Source organism: Sphingobacterium arenae (genome assembly GCF_014692505.1).
Classification (GTDB): domain Bacteria; phylum Bacteroidota; class Bacteroidia; order Sphingobacteriales; family Sphingobacteriaceae; genus Sphingobacterium; species Sphingobacterium arenae.
Map to the genome: position 1 here is coordinate 1,016,060 of NZ_JACNYK010000002.1, position 19,288 is coordinate 1,035,347.

Sequence of the window (19,288 nt, forward strand, 5' to 3'; positions counted from 1 at the left end):
ATACTGGCAAAATGGACAGCTTGGAGGTACCACTGATATGTAGGTTCGAATCCTACTTCCGCTTTATTCGGAATAGCTAATTGGGTAAGCGCAGTAGTCACGTTGTAGGTCGCAGGTTCGATTCCTGCTTTCGATTTATTCGGAATAGTTCAGCTGGTCAGAACAACAACCCTAATCACAGAACTTAGGATTCTGCTTTGATGAAGTTAAGGCTTTCTTTAAAAAAGCCACAATAAAGCTTTTCGTGTTTGGTTCAGTAGCCTTGCGATTGGTGTTATATCCCGATGCGGATACTATGGCGAATTTTGCCAAATCGGTAGCAGGCAACAATTGTAACTTCACTTCGCAGATCAAAACAAATGTTTTCGGAAGTATTAGACCATCTGGACGCACCATGCACCCGAGTCGGTCCTTACAAAGTAAAATGTTCCTTTTGAACTCCGTCAGGAAACAATGAACGAGACACGGGAAGCTTTTTAAAATTGGATAATAAATGGTAAAATAAAGAATAGAAATCATGAAACGAGTAACAGTACATGTAAATCAAATTGGTCTGGTTGTTAAGAACAACGCCGTAACCCGTATGTTGGCTGCCGGTAAATATTGGCTAGGCTTTGGCGAGAAAGTAGATATCTACGATCTGTCCGGTCCCTTTCAAACGGTACATGATATTGATGTGCTGTTGCAGGTAGATGGTTTTCGTGAATTTGTGGAAGTAGTGGAGGTCGCCGATACCGAGCTGTGCATCATGTATGTCAACAACAATTTCCATCAGGCATTATCGGCCGGACGTCATATGTTCTGGAAGGGGCTCAAAGATTATCGCTTTCAGATCGAAGATATTTCTACCATAGAAATCGCTCCTACCGTGAACCGTCAGCTGTTGGATAAGCAGAACTTGGTTAACTACGTACGTCACTTTAAATTGGAGCCATCGGAGAAAGGATTACTGTTCGTGAACGGTGCATACATCAAAACGTTGGATCCAGGCACCTACTATTGGTGGAAAAACGCGGCCACTATCGCTGTAAATAAAGTGGATATGCGTGTGATCGCTATGGAAATCTCCGGTCAGGAAATTTTGACCAAAGATAAAGTACAGATCCGGGTCAACTTCTCTGTCAACTATCAGGTAAACGATATCGTAAAAGCCTTATTGGAAAACAAGGAGTACGAGAAACAGTTATATACATTGATGCAATTGGTACTACGTCGGTATATCGGGCAGATGACATTGGATGAGTTGATGGAAAGCAAGGCCGAAATCGCTAAATACGTCATCGAAGGTACAGCGAAAGAGGTGGAAACCTTGGGATTAGTGCTGCGGAATGGTGGGGTGAAGGATATTATCCTGCCCGGTGATGTCCGCGATATCATGAATCAGGTATTGGTCGCCGAAAAACGGGCGCAAGCCAACATCATTACCCGTCGGGAAGAAACCGCATCCACCAGAAGCTTGCTTAATACGGCTAAGCTCATGGAAGAAAATACGATGTTGTTCAAATTAAAGGAAATGGAATATGTGGAGAAAATCGCAGAGAAAATCAACAACATCTCCGTTTCCGGCAACGGTCAAATTCTCGATCAACTAAAACAATTGTTTGCTAAATAGCATTCGCAATAAAAGAGGTGCAAGGAACAATGTAAAGAGGTTATTGTTCCTTGCTTTAAGTAGGTTATTTGGATGAAAATATGTATATTGATAACGAAGAAAAAATGGAAAATAAAAGAATTAACGGCAACGACTTACTTGTCTTAGGATATAAAGAAAACCATGCGATGGGCGTGGCATTGAAGATCAATAAGAAAAGACTCGGTTTCAGTCGAGAGCAGATGTTGGGAAAATTCAAGGATGTGCTGGATCACCCGGAGTCTTATTTAAACGACAAGACCTTTAAACCCTTGGCAGAAGTCCTGTTAAATATCGACGCTATCGAAAAAGAAACGATTTCTTTGAACGAAACTCCAGATAAGTATACTGTATATGGCGAAGACCATATCGAAGAAGGAGCCAAGAAGCAAATGGACGTCGCTATGACGTTGCCAGTCACCGTTGCAGGCGCCCTTATGCCCGATGCACACCAAGGTTACGGTTTACCGATCGGTGGCGTATTAGCGACCAATAACGCCGTTATTCCCTATGGTGTAGGTGTCGACATCGGTTGCCGAATGGCACTTTCAGTATTTGATTTACCGGCTGATTATCTAGATACCAACCACGATACGTTAAAAGCGGTGTTAATGGGTAATACACGTTTTGGGGCAGGTCACGGTTATTTGAAACACGAACGCGTGGATCACGCTGTTTTGGACAATGACTTATTCGATACCCATGATTTTATCCGATCGTTGAAGGACAAAGCCTGGACACAATTGGGCTCTTCCGGTGGCGGGAATCACTTTGTGGAATTCGGCGTGATAGACTTTGCAGAGGCAGACGAAGCCTTGGGCGTAGCGGGCGGAAAATATTTGGCGCTATTAACGCATTCCGGTTCGCGTGGACTGGGTGCAACCATCGCGGGTCATTATACCAAACTCGCGAAAGATATCTGTAAGCTACCCTATACAGCGCAAAATTTGGCTTACTTGGATCTGGATACCGCCGAAGGACAGGAATACTGGTTAGCGATGAATCTAGCTGGCGATTATGCGTCGGCCTGTCACGAGGTTATCCACAATAAGATTAGAACAGCCTTGGGTGCCGAATTGTTAGTCAAGGTTGAGAATCATCATAATTTTGCATGGAAAGAGCAATTTGAAGGAGAAGAGGTGATCGTTCACCGTAAAGGTGCTACCCCTGCAAGTAAAGACACCATGGGTATCATTCCCGGATCGATGGCTACCCCAGGCTTCTTGGTAAGAGGCAAAGGAGAAGAAGCAGCCATTAACTCGGCTTCACACGGTGCCGGACGTCTGATGAGCCGTACACAGGCGATCAAAACGCTGGCATCCGCGGATTTGAAGACCATGCTGGAGCAACATGGTGTTACGTTACTTGGCGCCGGAATGGACGAAGCGCCTATGGCGTACAAGGATATTCATACCGTGATGTCCGCGCAATCCGATCTAGTCGATGTTGTGGCGACCTTCTCTCCTAGGATTGTCCGCATGGCAGACGACGGGTCGAGGGAGGATTAATCAAATTAGCGAAACGTTGCAGGAAGACTAAAAAAGCAGTAAACTCCTCACGTAGTTTACTGCAAGCCTTTGTGCATGTTTGACTACATCGCTCTCAGCCGGCGTTTTTTCCGGAAACTTCGAAAAGCGTTCTTCATCATGCGTCGGATCGTCCGCGCTGGCTTCGTTTGCACTATCCCGCTGTTCCGACAGATTGATCATCTCTTGACTGTTTTTTGGCAAGTAAGTTTGCTGCTCGTCGAACTCTTTTATTTCGTTTTTCATAACTTTTTATTGTTTATTCAAAAGCAAAAATAAATGAGTTAATGACAGCAGTATGTCAGTATCTAGCTCATCATTGCTCAATTGTAAACATTTTTTAAGGTCACTCAAGCACGGCGCTTTTTCTTCTTTCCCCATTTTCGGTTGTACCATATCAAAAATCCAGTTAAGGGAAGGCTAGCACAAAACATAGAACATATGAAAGCAAAAATTTTGCTAGGCAGCCCCATAAAAGAGCCTACATGTAGATCAAAATTCATGGCGCGAATCTTATCCGCTGTGTTCAGATCATCAGTACCATAGGAATAGAGCAGTTCAGCTGTTTGCCGATCATAATACGACCATTCAAAGTGGTACGTTCTGCTTTTTAACATACGGATCTGAAAATCGTAAGGCATATCTTCCGCTTCCCGGACACGCATCGATACCATATCCGCTTGTGGATAGCGTTTCAAAACATCAGCAAATGCACTGTCCAAACCGCGCCGGTCGGAATCTTCCGTTGATACTGACTTAGGGATTTCCCACTGCGTGCGATGCTGTCCTCCACTAAAACTATAGGTGAAAGCTTGGTCAAACCAAGCGAAAGAATAAACTAGCCCCGTCATGGCTAACACTAAAGCAGGAATCAACATATAGAATCCCCAAACGTTATGCAAATCGTAATTCAGCCTTTTAAAAGAAGCCTTCCATTTGACAGTAAATGATTTTTTCAAGTGCTTTCGATTCCATTTTTTAGGCCACCAGAGTACGAGTCCACTCAAGCAGAGCAATAAAAAAACGAGAATAGAATAGGCCACTATAGGTTGCCCGATTTCCTTGCCGAGGAGCAGATTTCGGTGCAGCTCAAGCACAACACGAAAAAAATTCCTGTTTTGATCCTCCACATAGACGACTTTCGCGGTATATGGATTGACGTATACCCTATATTTAGCACCCGCACGGAATACCCATGTACGGCCAGGAGCCGGCTGTATATCAGCCCGGACGATCTCGTGCGACGCCGATACCGCGGCTTGCGCCTGCGCAATCATTACCGAAAGCGGTTGGTACGGAACATCCTCTATCTGGACATAACATCTATCGCGATAGGCTATCTCTCTTATTTCATCAATAAATACATAGAGACAACCCGTTATACTAACAATAAAAGTAATCAAGCCTGTTATTAAGCCTAACCACAAATGTAACCACGCAATTAACTTTTTCAATAAGCGCATCAATATGTATAGGTCAGGTTTAAACTTGCGCGAGCACCATTACCCATAGTATACCGAAGATTATCTGCACTATATTGACTATAAAATGGGTAAAACGATTTGTTGAAGATATTTTCGACTCCAAAGCCTATACGCATCGCTTTATGCAATTGATAAGAACCGCTCAGGTTAAAAATGCTGACTGGTTTAACTGGTCCAGTTCCCGCCTTATAACGACCATCTTCCAGCGGATCAAAACGATCCCTGCTTCCAGTATACACCCAAAAAAGCTGCAGGTCCAGCTGATCCGTAGCACGATACCTGGCATACGCCGTTGCCTTAGGCGGTGCAATACGTGCAAAGCCTAAATATTCTTTGGTACCGTCCTCTTTTTCTGCCTTCCCCTCCACATAAGCGTAAGTGGCTCCTAGCCCAAACTGTGCCGATAGCTGTGCATCAAGCGTCAGTTCATAGCCATGAACCTTCTCGGGATTACGCTGCGGCAACAGCGTACCGCTTTCATTGGCCACCAAATTTGCCCCTAATTTAGACGTACTGATATAATAAGCCGCTGTTAGGTTAAAAATCGAAAAGCGGCTGCTAAAACCAGCCTCATAATTATTCGTGATGATGGGATCCGTCTGCAGCAGTGCCATATCCTGAACCGTGGCAGCTCTTAATATACGCCCCAACTCATTTAGGCCAAACGCCTGAGAAAAGCTGACAAAAGGGTTAAAATGTTCGTATTTATTATAACGGAGCCCTGCGTTAAACATCGCACTTTTGTAATTGATCCGTCCACCCTTAACCGCTACTACCCCTCCACCATCCGCATCTTTAGGAAGCGTTTGGTAATCTTTTACATCTACCCGTGCATTCTCATAACGGATCCCTCCTTTAAATATCAGATGGTCAAACATATCAATTTTTAGTTGTGCATACGGCGCCATGTTGGTCATATCCATGTTCGGTATGTAAACACGTCCATCCAGCAAAGGCTGGTACGTATCGTCTCCCAGCAGGTCCATTCCATAGGCTACGGTACCCTTTACCCGTCCGTTACCAAAAGGTGTAAGTAAATTCAGGCGTAGCCCTTTCTTTTTAGAACTGATCTGCGTCTGCCCCGGCCCGTACCATCCATTTGCCTGGGCAACGTAACGGTTCGTAGATAGGAATCGATGGAAATAACCCGTTAAATCCATCTCCGTATGGAACGGCAGGTTACGCAGTGTATAGGTGGCAAATACATTATGATTTTGCGGAGTTCCAGCAGGATCGCCCGGGTCTTCGCCCTTTATCCCTATAGCCGGACGCTCACCATATACCCCCGGTTCCACCACATAATCACTGTTTTGTAAGCTCTTAAAAAAGCTATACGCCACGGTAAGGTAACTGTCTTCGCTAAATCGGTACTGACCTTTTGCAAAGGTGTTCAGCGCGTAGGATTGCCCTAGTCCATCTTCCTGTCCAAGGACGCTTCCATCCGCATCTTTCAACAAGCCGGTATAGTTGTAGGTCGCACTAGCCACATAAGAAAATTTGTCGAGCGTTCCGTTGAAAGATTGCGAGAGCCTGTATCCAATCGAATTATTAAGCGATCCCGGATGCCCATTTAATCCTAGAAAGGTTTGTCCTGCGATACGTTTATTCGCATCGGGCTTCTTGGTAATATAGTTTATAATACCACCTCCTGATCCATTACCATAGATGGATGTAGCACCTTTGATAACTTCTACACGTTCAATAATAGCCGGGTCAAGCGAACGTATATCCCGGTTACCGTTCATTAACGGCGTGGATTGCGGTATCCCATCTATCAGTACCAACACGCTACGTCCACGCAAAGTCTGTCCCGAGTTAGTCGCCTTATTCGTGGACGGTCCTAAGCCCGGTACAGTAAATGCCAATATCTCGCTGATAGATGGATTAATGTTGATCTGCTGTTCGATCTGTTCCTTACCCAGTATCGTCACGGACGATGGTACCTCATCGATCCGCTCGGGCATACGGCTGGCTGTCACCAAGACTTCCTGAAGCTTTTCATTTTTGACCGAATCAGCTGTACGGTTCTGTTCAGTAGCCCCCGTAGTGGTCGTTCGAACCACTAGGTCCTGTTGTGCTGGAGACGCTTTAGGCATTGAGACAAGTAACAGATGGCATAAGAAGAGTAATGCCGTTTTCGTAATCTTTCGCATATTATTTTTTAACGGTTGTAGTTCTTTACATGATATTGTAGGATCCAGCTAACGGCTCACTTACAGATAAATCGAGGGCAAATCTATATTTTGTTTAGAACTAATCCAAATAATAATTACAATATATCCGAGTATGATGGTTTTGGCATTAGGAAATCGTGAACGAAGAAAATATACGAAAACGGATTCGGCTACAAGCATCCCGTTTTGAGATACAAAAAGAACACATTTTAGAATGATCTTTGCATTGTCACTATAAAAAAGAAGAACAATGAATAGAATAGCATTTGTAACCGGCGGAAGCCGTGGTTTAGGAAAGGATATGGCCCTGCGCATTGCAGAAAAAGGACTGGACATCGTCCTCACCTATAAAAGTAATAAAGAAGACGCTGTCAAAGTAGTTGAAGCCATTGAAGCCAAAGGGCAACAAGCGTTTGCCATACAACTGGACACTTCAAAAACAGACAGCTTTGATGCCGTGATTGCAGAAATAAAAACCACGTTAAAAGAAAAACGCGGACAAGAAACGATTGATTTTTTAGTTAACAATGCAGGCATTGGGCTCGGAAATTCTATTACAGAAACCACAGAAGAACAGTTCGACACGCTCTCGAATATCCACCTCAAAGGCGTATTTTTCTTAACACAAAAACTTATCCCACTCCTCAACGAAGGTGGAGGCGTTATCAACGTCTCTTCCGGTTTAGCCAGGTTCTGTATGCCCGGATATGCTGCCTATGCCATGATGAAAGGCGGCATCGAGGTTTTCTCCCGTTATTTGGCAAAAGAACTGGGCAGCAAAGGCATCCGGGCGAACACTATCGCTCCTGGCGCTATCGAAACAGATTTCGGCGGCGGCGCCGTTCGTGATAACGAGCAATACAATAAAGCCGTTAGTTCGGTAACAGCTTTAGGTCGCGCAGGTTTAGCCGAAGATATCGGTGGCGTTGTAGCATTTTTATGTACGGAAGATGCCCGCTGGATCAATGCACAGCGCATTGAAGTTTCTGGAGGCATGAATATTTAACAAAAAAGTAAAAAGAAAAGTGGAAGTTTGTATCTTCTGCTTTTCTTTAATGAGTCAGTGCATATGAACGAATTAATCCGAATCGAAACGATTACTGAATTTCACCGATTGAACGGCATACCCCTTCCCGATCATCCGCTTATCAGCGTCGTAAACTATGCTGATCTGCATAAGGTAGAAGGACATTTTCATTATTTGAAATCGTTTTATAGTATCGCTTTGAAAAAAGACGTCATCGGGAAATACCGTTACGGACAGCAATCCTATGATTTTGATGAGGGCTTGATGACTTTTTTTGCGCCACAACAAGTACTCCAAGTCCAGTATACCCAGGACGACGTACACCGCTCGCCCTCGGGATATATCTTACTCCTTCATCCTGATTTTCTATGGAGCACCAGCCTTGCCGAGAAGATGAAGCGGTACGCATTTTTTGGATATGAAGTCAATGAAGCCCTATTTCTATCCGAAAAAGAAGAAAAAATTATTCTCGAAATATTCCGACAGATTCAGCAGGAGTATTCGGGCAATATGGATGATTTTAGCAAAAACATCATTATTTCCCAGATTGAATTGCTGCTTAACTATTCCGAACGTTTCTACAAACGGCAGTTTCTCACTAGAGATCAAAACAACCACGAAGTCCTAACGCGGTTCGAAAGCGTACTGGATCGTTATTTCAAGAGCGATACCTTGATGGAAAAAGGCTTGCCTACCGTGCAATATCTGAGTGATGAACTGCATATCTCAGCGGATTACTTAAGCAGCACGCTAAAACACCTTACCGGACAAAATGCCCGACAACATATCCAACATAAAGTCATCGAACAGGCGAAAGAGAAACTATCGAATACACCGCTTTCCGTCAGTGAGATAGCATACCAGCTAGGCTTTGAACATTCGCAATCGTTCAGCAAACTATTTAAACAAAAAACAAAACAAACACCCTTGGAGTTTCGGAAGCGCTTCGACCTAAATTAGCCCGTCAAGGCCTCCGAACCTACCCATAGACTTCGTTATCTTTTAACTAATATGACTTTGTCACGATGGCTTTCGATAATTTCCATTAAGATGTCAAAATATGTTTGGCCCTTTCCTGCCTCTAATCGTTTAATTTTTTCTCTTGCAAGGTCTTGATTGTAGGGACTATTTTCTCCCAGTTTCGATTCATAATAGGTTTTTGTCGTTTCCCTTCCCAGGCCCCGTTCCGAAACCGCTATATCCGTCCAGATGATTTCCAACTGATCATAATCTTTCCATTTACTATATCCCCCATATAAAAGATCATCAAAAGCATCTAGGTTTTCGCCCAATTGCCAATCTTCATCTTGCATTAACTGCGCGTTGACCTGTCTATAGAAAGATGTTATATCCGTTATGGTCGCTCCCTCCAGATAAATGGTCAGCGTTGTTTTATCATCCTTAAGATTCATATCAGTTTTTTATTATTGATACCTCAGAAAAGTGTGTGTCGTCTTTACGTAGGAAACAGTTCCGGACGGGATTAGTTTGCCAATTCATCCCTGAAATAACGATATTTGGCAGCAATTTTGATTGATCTTTTCGAATAATAAACAAACCATGCTAAAAAACATTTTAAAATCTACCGTTGTATTCGCTGTCCTGGGATTGACGACACAATGCAAGTCTATACAAAATATGGGAAACCACGGCAATAAAACACAAAACGATTCTACATTATATGCTTCCTTAACCGGCGAAGAAAAGTACGTGCTTCACGGTGCTATCCCCATAAAATTCACGGTTACCAATCCCAGCGATGATACGTTGAAATTCACCCAGTACCATACCCCATTTGAAGGGATGATGAGTAAATTTCTTACCGTTAAAGACGGTGCTGGAAACGAAATTGATTATATAGGCGCGATGACACGCCGGGTAATGCCGCCACCGGCAGAAACCTATCATACTGTAGCCCCGCACGAAACAAAATCCGTAAGTTTTGATCTGAAAAAAGGGTATAAAATAGAAAAAGCAGGTTCATACACTTTACAATATGAAGGCGGGAATATCAGCGGCGTAGTCAATGGTAAGCCTATCGTCATTACTATTTCAAGAGATTAGGTCAGCACGAGTCAACATTAAAATACGGTAATATGAACAAACTACTCCAGAAACTAACAGCGGATGATCAATTTATCATGGAAGATTATCCAACCGATTTCCGTCCCGAAATAAACGAGGAAGAAGCAATCCAAGGATTGAAGAAGATCAGAAAGGAAATTGCGAAAATCCAAGAAGTCATCTACGCCCACAACAGATACGCCGTATTAATCTGTTTTCAAGGCATGGATACTGCCGGAAAAGATTCCCTTATTCGAGAGGTATTCCAAAAATTCAATGCCCGCGGGGTTGTGGTCCATAGTTTTAAAACACCTACTTCCAAAGAGCTGCAACACGATTACCTGTGGCGCCACGCGGTCGCTCTGCCTGAAAAAGGTAAGTTTGGCGTATTCAACCGCACCCACTACGAAAATGTGTTGGTTACCCGCGTTCATCCAGAATATATCCTTAACGAGAACATCCCTGGCATCGACGCCGTGGAAGATATCCCTAAGGATTTCTGGAAAACCAGGTACGAACAGATTAATGCCTTTGAAAAGCACGTCGTAAAAAACGGAACGATTGTCTTCAAATTCTTCCTCCACCTCAGCAAAGACGAGCAGAAAGACAGGCTACTAAGACGACTAGAAAAAGAAAAGCACAACTGGAAGTTCTCACCGGGCGACCTCAAAGAGCGCGCGCTGTGGGATCAGTACATGAACCATTACCAAGAAGCGATACAAAACACCTCCAAGAAGCATGCACCGTGGTATATCATCCCATCAGACAGCAAACCGATCGCAAGGTATTTAGTAGCGAAAATCATATTGGATAAACTCAAAAAATACAAGGACATTCAATACCCCGAGATGCCGCCCGAAATCGAACAGCACAAGGCTGCTTATAAAAAAGAATTAGAAAATCAGGACATTTAAGCCAATGCTCATATCAAATATATATGATATGAAAATTTAATTTCCAAAACGATAATTCAATGACAATAAGATTTTTCTATTGTCCGGAAAATCCGAATGGAATATTTTCAAGTCGCCATATTCACTCGTTAACTGCGGGTTAGCATTCCTAAGCAGACCATTAACAGCCAACTTGACCATCCCACGGTCACCAAACACTTTCTTCTCTGCCGCTAAATCCATACCATATCTTTGATCCGTACGTGTTGGCCCAGTCGTCACTCCAGAACGATAGTATAATGAAATTTCGGAGCGAAATCCATATTTAAATTGTAGGGTGTGGCGGCTATTTGCCGTCCAGCTCGATCCTTTGGCATCTAAGTTCACGTTGTCGATCTCCCCAGAATAGTCGTTATAAAAAGCATTGGCGTAGTGGCTCGCCGTCCACCAAGAATTCAATGTTTGATTATACATCACACTCGCACTGTAATTCAGATAACGTCCGATATTTTCAGGTCTGGATAAGTTTTCGCCTACTTGGTCTCCTTGACGAATAATCCAATTGATAATATCTCGGCCATAAGAAACACCCAACGTGGTAAACAATTTATTTTTGAATCCATGCCCTATTTCGCTGATATAGCTCTTCTCCGGTTTTAAGTCTGGATTTCCTTCGTGGTAACTATAGGCATCTTCGTAGATGCGAAATACATTGATATCGTGATCACCCGGTCGCTCTATGCGACTACTAAATGATGTCCTTAACGTATTATTGTCATTTAGGTTATATAACAAAGAGCCACTCGGAAACAAATCAAAATAGCGTTGATCATTTTTCTTGTCCAACGTCACCTGGTTAGCCTTTATAAACGTGTACTCACCCCGCAAACCAGCTTGATATTCTAATTTTTTATACTTTCCCGAATAAATGGCATACAGTGCCTCAATATGTTGCGTATACTGGAAACGATTAGAAGTTGCCACATCCTGTATCCAGTTTCCATTATCCAGTACCGTATTGACCACATCATTATTGATAAAAAAGTATGTCCCTTTCCAACCAAGTTCAATTTTACTTGCATCAGCAAGCGGCCTGCTATAATCAAGCCTTCCGGCGTACGTTGTATTACTCAAATCTTGCACATTGGTACGTCCGGTAGCAGTTTCTGTATTCTGCTGAAGATTAAAAACATCCGTTTCAAAACGATTATTATAATCATTACCATGCGGAGCAAAATCAAAATTGAATTTCAAGAAGTGATCTTCGCCCTCATATTTATTCGAATAATTCACATTAAACGTCCAATTTTTAAAAGACTCATCAAAATGATTATTACTCATTGCGCGTTCGGCATACACATCACCCGGAAAACGCCATGTATCCATATCGATCGTTGCATATGGTTTATAACTACCTTCCATCCAATGCACGCTTCCATCTAGGATCCCTCCGTCAGCGAATTCATACTTTGCACCCGCGCGCATGCTATGAAACGTCGCATCATCTAAAATTTTTCTTTCATTTTGCCGTTGAAAGGACAATAAATCCCCTTGGTCATAAAAACTTCTTTCGGTCAGGTTGTGGCTGTTTGTGCGGTTATAGCTTTTATTCCCTTGCACATACATATCTAAACCATTGACTTTATAATGTAATCCACCGCCAAAGCCACCCTCAAATTCTCTCCCTTGAGCGGCACGTAAAGATACATCCCCGCCGAAACCTACTTTGGCATTACGCTTGGTCACAATATTGATAATGCCGGCCGTACCCGAAGCATCTTCACGAGCAGAAGGATTGCTCATCAGCTCTAATTTTGAAACTTCAGATGCCTGTAATCCACGCAATATACTCGCCAGTTGCTCGCCCGATACGTACATCTCCCGACCATCTATACGCACATTAGCACCAGCACGTCCTTGAATAGAAAAATTCCCTTTACCATCCGAAACCAGTGCCGGTGTTTTTTCCAGTAATTCTAATACATTGTTCCCTTCTGCCAAAACACTCCCCTCTACATCCACCACCATTTTATCCGCATATTGACGAACACTCGCCTGTTTTCCGATCACTTGCACAGCCTCTATTGCCTGATCCGTTGATTGCAGAAAAATTGGGATTGCTGTTTGCGGAACGTCTGTTAACCTATACGACTGACTAAAAGTAGAAATATAACCCACAGAACTATAATGCACCATATATTCACCACGCTTTGCCTGCATTTCGAACGAACCATCCGTTGACACATTGCTTTCCGTAATCCATATCGAATCCGGTAAAAGTAAAAGGCGAACAGTAGCATCTTGCAGTGGTATTCCATCGCCATTAAAAACTTTCCCCGACAATGTCGTCTGGGCAAATAGCCCTATCACAGAACATGCGAACAGTATGGATAATATCGTTGATTTCATTATAATAATCTCCTTTGTCCCTCCTATTACGGAAAAACAGTTTCAGCATATAAAAATTAAATAGTAATCTCTAAATATTTGTAGATTTTGATCGAAAACGCACAGGTGGTTTTCTCCCCCTTTTCTTGCCCCATTTACGATTGTACCAAATGATAAAACCTGTAACGGGCAACGAACCCGCAATAAATGTCAAGAAAAAGGCCAACACTTTTGTCGGAAACCCACAAATAGATCCCACATGAATATCGTAATTGAGCCTTCGAAATTTCTCTCCTGCATTTAACTCGTAGTAATCTTTATTAAACAGCGAAATACTGTTCGGGAGAAACGCACCCGTGTATTGATCAAAAGAATAGTAACGATTATTAAACTGACGGTCCATATCGTTTCGAATGTATACCGAGATCGTCGCATCTTTCCTAACCGTATCTGGATACGAGATCGTCAGGTAATGCGGATCTTTATATTGCGTCAAGATCGTTTGAATTTCCTTGTCAAAAGCTTGCGGAAAGCGTGTTAAATGAGCAATTTTCGTCGTGTCCGAACTCAGCGATGTACGTTCCGGTAAACTGGTACCCCAGTTGGTTGACCAATACAACGCTCTATTTACCCAAGTAATACCATAATACATACCCGTCACCGCTAATAATAGTATCAACAGAAAAGAATAAAACCCAACAACATTATGAAGATCTATATTTACCCGTTTCCAACCCGCTTCCCATTTTATTTTAAAACTTTTCGCTCGTGTCGATTTCGTCCATTTTTTAGGATACCACCAAACCAAGCCCGTGATTAAGGTGATACAGAAAATCAAGGTAGCATAGTTGACAATCGGACGCCCAATGTCTCTAGGAAACCATAGAAACCGATGACCACTAAGGGACCAAGCAAAAAAGCTATCCAGTTTTTTCCGTAATTGCGCTTCATCCGAAGTATCCTCCACTTGCAAACCCAAATACTCGCCCGTATAGGGATGTAATAAATTAACTTCCGGTTTTACGCTTTTCGCACTATCGTTACTTTTTACATTCACGGTAAAAGAAACAGGGTGATCCCTTGTATACGTAATCCCACGTACGAAATCATCCGGATAAAGGGAGTCTGCAATAGAGACAATTTTGGAAGGAGAAATCAATGATTCACTAGAAGCCAAAATATACTGTCTCTCTTTTTTCGGAATCATCAGATCTATAATCTCGTAATTGAATACCCAAAGGCATGCTGTTAAGCAAACTATAAACACAATAACCCCCGAAATCAGCCCCAGCCAAAGATGCAGCCAGTTATTGACCAATCGAAAGATCGATAAATTTCTCTTTTTCCCTCTTGCAGACATCCTTCATTTATTTCACCTCAACGCGCTTGGAACGATTTTATTTTAGTTTATTAACATGGTAAACATGCGTAATACCGCCATCAATTTCGGCTCCACGTCTTACAGCATTCGTTGCCGGATCATATTCATAGATATACCATTTAGAAGCGTCCGTTTTAAAAACATCGTATAGTTTGCCGTTCTCCATCAGATTCATCGTCGTTTTTGGCTCCGCACCACCTGTCAGAATTCTCAAATCAGCAGTTACCTTCTTATTTGCTGGGTCAACAACAAAAGGACTGATATAAGCTTTTCCGTTGCCCAGCTTTTGGATCGTAGAAGACGAGGTATTTTTGAAGACATTATAATCTTTCAAATCAAAGAAATAGTCCTTGTCAATCTCCGTTTCTCCCGCTTTGATACGTAATAGACCATAGGTTGCCGCAGCAATTTTCTTGGTTAAGAAGTACAAATCGTTGTTATCATCCAAAAAAGTAGTGTTATTCACTTCCCAGTGACCAGCAACTATTCCCCCCCTTGGGTCTTTCAATAGTTTGCCGTTAGCCATGGATGGATAATCACAAACGTAAACCAATGCCGAATCCAAGATGTCTTTATTACCTGTTCCATCCGATCCTCTGTATTTATGTCCAACAAACAATTTATCGCCTCGAACTGTAAAACTAGTAGGCACCATATAAGGGGCGATATACGGCGTGTTATCGGGCGTAAGCGGTGTATACTCTAAAAATGGAATGTCTACCGTCAACGTTTTATTAAGCGTCATATCCTTGACATTCATAAAATAAATGGGTTGCTCCAGTACATTTTTGCCCTCATTATAAGTTCCAGCAGTCTTTGTTAAAACCAATTCATCCTTAGAACTAATTTCGTTTAATACTTTCCCCAAGTAAAACGTACCTGAAAAAGCATAGTTATCCGTTTCTTTCATGGTGGCATTATCTTGAATTTCAAGTTGACTGAAACGCGTACCATCATTGGACATATAGAATTTTCCTTCATGATTGTAAGCATACACCCCATGCCAAGCGGCTGGTAGGTAACCTGAAATATCGATTCCTTTATTTCCCGCAGGTGTCAGCAACGTATCCTTCATCAGATCATCCGTGGTCAAAATATATGAACCTGCAGCTGAAGTAACCCATATGGAATACTCGGTACTGATTTTATCCGTCGGATCGGGTTCATTAGGACTATCTTTACAAGAAGCCAACAATGCCGCACCGAGTGCATAGTAAGTTAAAATACGGTTGTGTTTCATTTTTTTATTATTATCTATTTGTGTTAAATTATTAGTAATACTATATCTTCCTATACCGCATAGTGATCTTCCTTAAGCTGAAAGTCGTAGATGGATTTCCAGTTTAATAGACGAATAGTATAAAAGTATATATTGAGTTCAATCCCTTATTTAGATTAAGTATATATAAGAGAGTAGCGTGTACTTCACTTTACCGAAGGTGTGTTGTATATTATTTTCATAAAGAAAAGTTAAACAACTGACTACAAGAAGAATAAATTTTTGATAAAAATAATACCGGAGCGTATTACTTTAGATAATCTAGGCGAACGGTATAATTTGTTGTATTCGGAAGCTCGATTCCTTTAGAAACTTCTTTTGTGTGTAAGTTGTATTTCCACACCCGATGCTCGTCGTTCGCATCGTCGATAGCTGCATAGATATAGTGATCATCACTCCACACATTCTCTTTTTGTGTGCCCTTATCTAACGGAAAATCAATTTTTTCGATCACACCGGTTTTTAAATCGACCAATCTATACTCAAACTGGTACACCGAATGAAAATCAGAAAAATCAGTGTATAATTGCTTTTGTTCGTTACGGATCACCGCTTTGCTATCACCAACGTACCACATTCCATAAGCATGGTTTCCGATGGATGCAGAAATATTAATCATGTACTCCTGATCGACGAGATGTTGACCTTTCTTTTTCCTAAAAATAGCCGTAGGCAATTTCACATTATTTCCCAAGGCTATCCCCGGGTTTGTCATAAAATAATAGTCGCCTTTTTCATCTTTAAAACTATACGATTGTATAAGATTGAATCCACCAGGATACGTGGAACGCGTTTCTTTTTGGATAGTCTTAAGCTGAAAACTATCGTAATTTATCGTCGCATAATACGTCGTATCTGATGTCGTATATCCGTACTTTCCTTTGGATTTGAAAAACGAATACGCTAGCCATAGATCGTCTTTCTCAAAATCCACAAGACCGACATGCAAAGCCCAAAATTCATCCGTAGCATGCGGCAGTATAATCGTATCTTCCCGTACGATCTTCATCTCCTTCACATTGATCTGATAAACCCGGGCTTGGCTTTTTTGCTCCGCTATATCTTCCCGGCAAACGGCCAGTAAATTTTCATCATCTTTCCAGCTTACCGTTTCCACGTTAGGATTACGCAAGTGTAAACTATCAAGAAGTACCAGCGAAGAACCCCGTAATTGGTATTTCGTAAAGACACTGGTGCTATTTGACAGGCGATAAAAAAAGCCATTCTTTTGGATATACTCCCTTTCTCGTATTCGGGCAGTAGATAGCGGAATCTGCACGGAAGCATTTTCATCTTCGTCCAAACGCTCGACCAACAAAAAGCTTGTGGGGCTTTCATCTTTGTTGAACAGACAAAGCACAAAATTGGGATCTATATTTTTTTCAACAGTTGGATTACACGAAAAAAGAAAAGTCGAAATGGAATACAACAATAAAATCAGTCTTCTCATCCTACGCTACTAAATGCTACGAAATTGCTCTTCGATTTTTAGCTGCATATTAAATGGCAAAAAAGCTAAATCACTCTTTTGAAAGACAACAATTCTACCAAAATCAGGCGAATCAGAGATAAAATACTCTCTACCAGCTTTAAAAATCAATGTATTATCTTCTGTATCCAACAACGTAAAATCTCGCTTTGGTTTGATGATAAAATCACCCGAAAAAATCAATTTATTATGAATCAGATCAATACTTGCGTTGCTATTTCCACTCAACAACACATCGTAATGCTCCTCCGTAAAAAACTTCGTTTGATCCATTGATTCATTTGCAAAAGACTGCGCATCTAAAGCATCGTATTCGAAGTAGAAAAAAGAAAATCCGAGCAGAAAAACAATCGAAGCTGCTGCTGCAACCCTTAACCAACTTATTCTTTTGGTTTTGTTCGTATCTGACGACACCTTTTCCCATATGGTCTGACCAATTTCTTCTGCTACTGCTTTGTTTTCGTCAATACTATCCCAAGAATCATTTTCCAACCACTTTTCAACCCATAACTTCTCCTCCGCCGAGCATTGTCCGGCAGTATATTTATGGAGTATGTCCTGGTTGATTTTCATCCTTTATAGTCTGTTTATAATCAAAATTACAAAAACAAATTAATACTAATTTGTTTTCATCAGATTAAGACTCTTACTAAGTTTTAACTTAATGACAGATAGCGCTTTACTGATATGATACTCTACAGCCCTCTCTGTGATCAACAAATTATTGGCTATCTCTTTATTCGTCAGCCCCTCTTCACGGCTCATCTTAAAAACATTTTTGCATTGGTTAGGCAAAGAGTCCACTACCGTATTCAATTGATTATATAACTCCTTGTAGTGAAAATTGTCTTCTTCGTAATAAGGTGTTTTATTTTGCAGGATAACCTGATGGTGTTTTAATCTATTACCCCTGTTTCTGAGGTGCTCCAACGTCCTTAACTTGACAGCGCGTAGGAGATACCGCTCCGCATCCTGCAATTCCAGCTCTTTTCTTCTTTCCCAAAGCGACTTAAAAACATCTTGCACTATCTCTTCGGCATCTTCTTCTTCCATGACAGCTTTCACGGCAAATGAAAACATTCGCTTCCAGTATAAATGGAACAGAACTTCAAACTGTTTTTTATCAATCTGCATGCTACATGCTATGTTTAGACGTTTTCAAAACGCACAAATATAACATTATTTAGATTCGTTACAAATAACTAAAGCTTTTATACAGAAAAACAATCCCTCTAGCCTATAACATCCGTAGGCTAAACACGGATCAAATCTATAACATATAGTCCTGTTTGTATAACGAAGGAGCAAAGGACCTCCATACCTTTGCTGTATCGAATATCGATCATTACCCCGCTAGATAATAGCTGGTGATCAAAAGGACATAGCATGGCAACGAAGAAAGCGTACGAACAGAACTTAAACATTATTACCGACGAAAATCGGCGAGTTGCGAATTTGTTAGCATATGATGCTATAGAGAAACTAACAGCATCTATACAAAACTCAAAAAGGCTTTTTTTCGCTGGAGCAGGACGAACAGGCTTGGCTTTAAAAATGGCAGCCATGCGTTTTATGCACCTTGGCTATGAGGTATACGTGATGGGAGAAACCATTACGCCGGCAATTTTAGAAGGAGATTTATTGATCGTAGGTTCCGGATCTGGAACCACTTCCACACTGGTTAGCGCAGGAAAAAAAGCGAAAAACCAGCATGCAACGCTGGCCGTACTTACGGCAGATAGCCAAAGTACACTAGCACAATTGGCCGATCAATCCGTACTCATTCCGGCAGCCGTTAAGACCGATTTCGGCGTATCCGCATCTCAGCAATACGGGGGCAGTCTGTTCGAGCAATCCATCCTTCTACTTTTCGATGCCATCTTTATGACCTTATGGCAGGAATCAGGATTGAGTAAAGAAGATTTATGGCCGAAACATGCCAATCTCGAATAA

General features: G+C 41.8%; 17 protein-coding genes and 1 tRNA gene. 8 read left to right on the forward strand and 10 right to left on the reverse strand.

Features of this window, described 5'->3' with window-relative positions:
• The first annotated feature begins 65 nt into the window (after nucleotides 1-65).
• The 3 genes from H8B17_RS10600 (at nucleotide 66) to H8B17_RS10610 (ending at nucleotide 3,138) form a co-directional block, all read left to right on the forward strand.
• A tRNA-Val gene (locus tag H8B17_RS10600) sits at nucleotides 66-136 on the forward strand.
• A 381-nt stretch (nucleotides 137-517) separates the two neighbouring features.
• The gene (locus H8B17_RS10605) at nucleotides 518-1,612 is read left to right on the forward strand and encodes a slipin family protein (RefSeq protein ID WP_190309134.1); all 1,095 of its coding nucleotides are present in this window, start codon (nucleotides 518-520) and stop codon (nucleotides 1,610-1,612) included.
• A gap of 104 nt (nucleotides 1,613-1,716) precedes the next feature.
• Entirely contained in the window at nucleotides 1,717-3,138 is a 1,422-nt protein-coding gene (locus H8B17_RS10610; protein WP_190309135.1) for an RtcB family protein, read from the forward strand.
• 27 nt (nucleotides 3,139-3,165) lie between these two features.
• Here H8B17_RS10610 and H8B17_RS10615 read toward each other — a convergent pair whose 3' ends face one another.
• The 3 genes from H8B17_RS10615 to H8B17_RS10625 all read right to left on the reverse strand — a co-directional run bounded on the left by H8B17_RS10615 (nucleotide 3,166) and on the right by H8B17_RS10625 (nucleotide 6,793).
• Entirely contained in the window at nucleotides 3,166-3,402 is a 237-nt protein-coding gene (locus H8B17_RS10615; RefSeq protein WP_190309136.1) for a hypothetical protein, read from the reverse strand.
• A 104-nt stretch (nucleotides 3,403-3,506) separates the two neighbouring features.
• Nucleotides 3,507-4,610, reverse strand: coding sequence for a PepSY-associated TM helix domain-containing protein (locus H8B17_RS10620; RefSeq protein WP_190309137.1), 1,104 nt, complete (start codon nucleotides 4,608-4,610; stop codon nucleotides 3,507-3,509).
• An 8-nt stretch (nucleotides 4,611-4,618) separates the two neighbouring features.
• Entirely contained in the window at nucleotides 4,619-6,793 is a 2,175-nt protein-coding gene (locus tag H8B17_RS10625; protein WP_190309138.1) for a TonB-dependent receptor, read from the reverse strand.
• Nucleotides 6,794-7,064: 271 nt separating this feature from the next.
• On the opposite strand from H8B17_RS10625, the gene H8B17_RS10630 reads away from it, so the two are divergent.
• The gene (locus H8B17_RS10630; protein WP_190309139.1) at nucleotides 7,065-7,820 is read left to right on the forward strand and encodes an SDR family NAD(P)-dependent oxidoreductase; all 756 of its coding nucleotides are present in this window, start codon (nucleotides 7,065-7,067) and stop codon (nucleotides 7,818-7,820) included.
• 63 nt (nucleotides 7,821-7,883) lie between these two features.
• Nucleotides 7,884-8,801, forward strand: a complete 918-nt coding sequence (locus H8B17_RS10635) for a helix-turn-helix domain-containing protein (protein ID WP_190309140.1) — start codon at nucleotides 7,884-7,886, stop codon at nucleotides 8,799-8,801.
• A gap of 35 nt (nucleotides 8,802-8,836) precedes the next feature.
• Here the strand turns inward: H8B17_RS10635 and H8B17_RS10640 are convergent, their stop codons facing one another.
• On the reverse strand, nucleotides 8,837-9,253 hold the full coding sequence (locus tag H8B17_RS10640; protein WP_190309141.1) for a barstar family protein: 417 nt from the start codon (nucleotides 9,251-9,253) through the stop codon (nucleotides 8,837-8,839).
• Between the two features lie 148 nt (nucleotides 9,254-9,401).
• On the opposite strand from H8B17_RS10640, the gene H8B17_RS10645 reads away from it, so the two are divergent.
• Nucleotides 9,402-9,905, forward strand: coding sequence for a hypothetical protein (locus tag H8B17_RS10645; RefSeq protein ID WP_190309142.1), 504 nt, complete (start codon nucleotides 9,402-9,404; stop codon nucleotides 9,903-9,905).
• A gap of 32 nt (nucleotides 9,906-9,937) precedes the next feature.
• Entirely contained in the window at nucleotides 9,938-10,819 is an 882-nt protein-coding gene (locus tag H8B17_RS10650; protein ID WP_190309143.1) for a PPK2 family polyphosphate kinase, read from the forward strand.
• 36 nt (nucleotides 10,820-10,855) lie between these two features.
• Here H8B17_RS10650 and H8B17_RS10655 read toward each other — a convergent pair whose 3' ends face one another.
• The 6 genes from H8B17_RS10655 to H8B17_RS10680 form a co-directional block, all read right to left on the reverse strand.
• Nucleotides 10,856-13,207, reverse strand: a complete 2,352-nt coding sequence (locus H8B17_RS10655) for an outer membrane beta-barrel family protein (RefSeq protein ID WP_190309144.1) — start codon at nucleotides 13,205-13,207, stop codon at nucleotides 10,856-10,858.
• 70 nt (nucleotides 13,208-13,277) lie between these two features.
• Entirely contained in the window at nucleotides 13,278-14,546 is a 1,269-nt protein-coding gene (locus H8B17_RS10660) for a PepSY-associated TM helix domain-containing protein (RefSeq protein WP_190309145.1), read from the reverse strand.
• A 37-nt stretch (nucleotides 14,547-14,583) separates the two neighbouring features.
• Entirely contained in the window at nucleotides 14,584-15,807 is a 1,224-nt protein-coding gene (locus H8B17_RS10665) for a hypothetical protein (protein WP_190309146.1), read from the reverse strand.
• Nucleotides 15,808-16,093: 286 nt separating this feature from the next.
• Nucleotides 16,094-17,296 (reverse strand): hypothetical protein, encoded by a 1,203-nt coding sequence (locus tag H8B17_RS10670; protein WP_190309147.1) that lies wholly within the window; start codon nucleotides 17,294-17,296, stop codon nucleotides 16,094-16,096.
• A 9-nt stretch (nucleotides 17,297-17,305) separates the two neighbouring features.
• On the reverse strand, nucleotides 17,306-17,908 hold the full coding sequence (locus H8B17_RS10675) for a hypothetical protein (protein ID WP_190309148.1): 603 nt from the start codon (nucleotides 17,906-17,908) through the stop codon (nucleotides 17,306-17,308).
• Between the two features lie 45 nt (nucleotides 17,909-17,953).
• A complete protein-coding gene (locus H8B17_RS10680; RefSeq protein ID WP_190309149.1) occupies nucleotides 17,954-18,469 on the reverse strand; it encodes an RNA polymerase sigma-70 factor in 516 nt (171 codons plus the stop codon).
• A 252-nt stretch (nucleotides 18,470-18,721) separates the two neighbouring features.
• Between H8B17_RS10680 and hxlB the strand changes: the two genes are divergently transcribed.
• Nucleotides 18,722-19,288 carry a 6-phospho-3-hexuloisomerase gene (gene hxlB, locus H8B17_RS10685; protein ID WP_190309150.1) on the forward strand — a complete coding sequence of 189 codons (567 nt, stop codon included), beginning with the start codon at nucleotides 18,722-18,724 and terminating at the stop codon, nucleotides 19,286-19,288.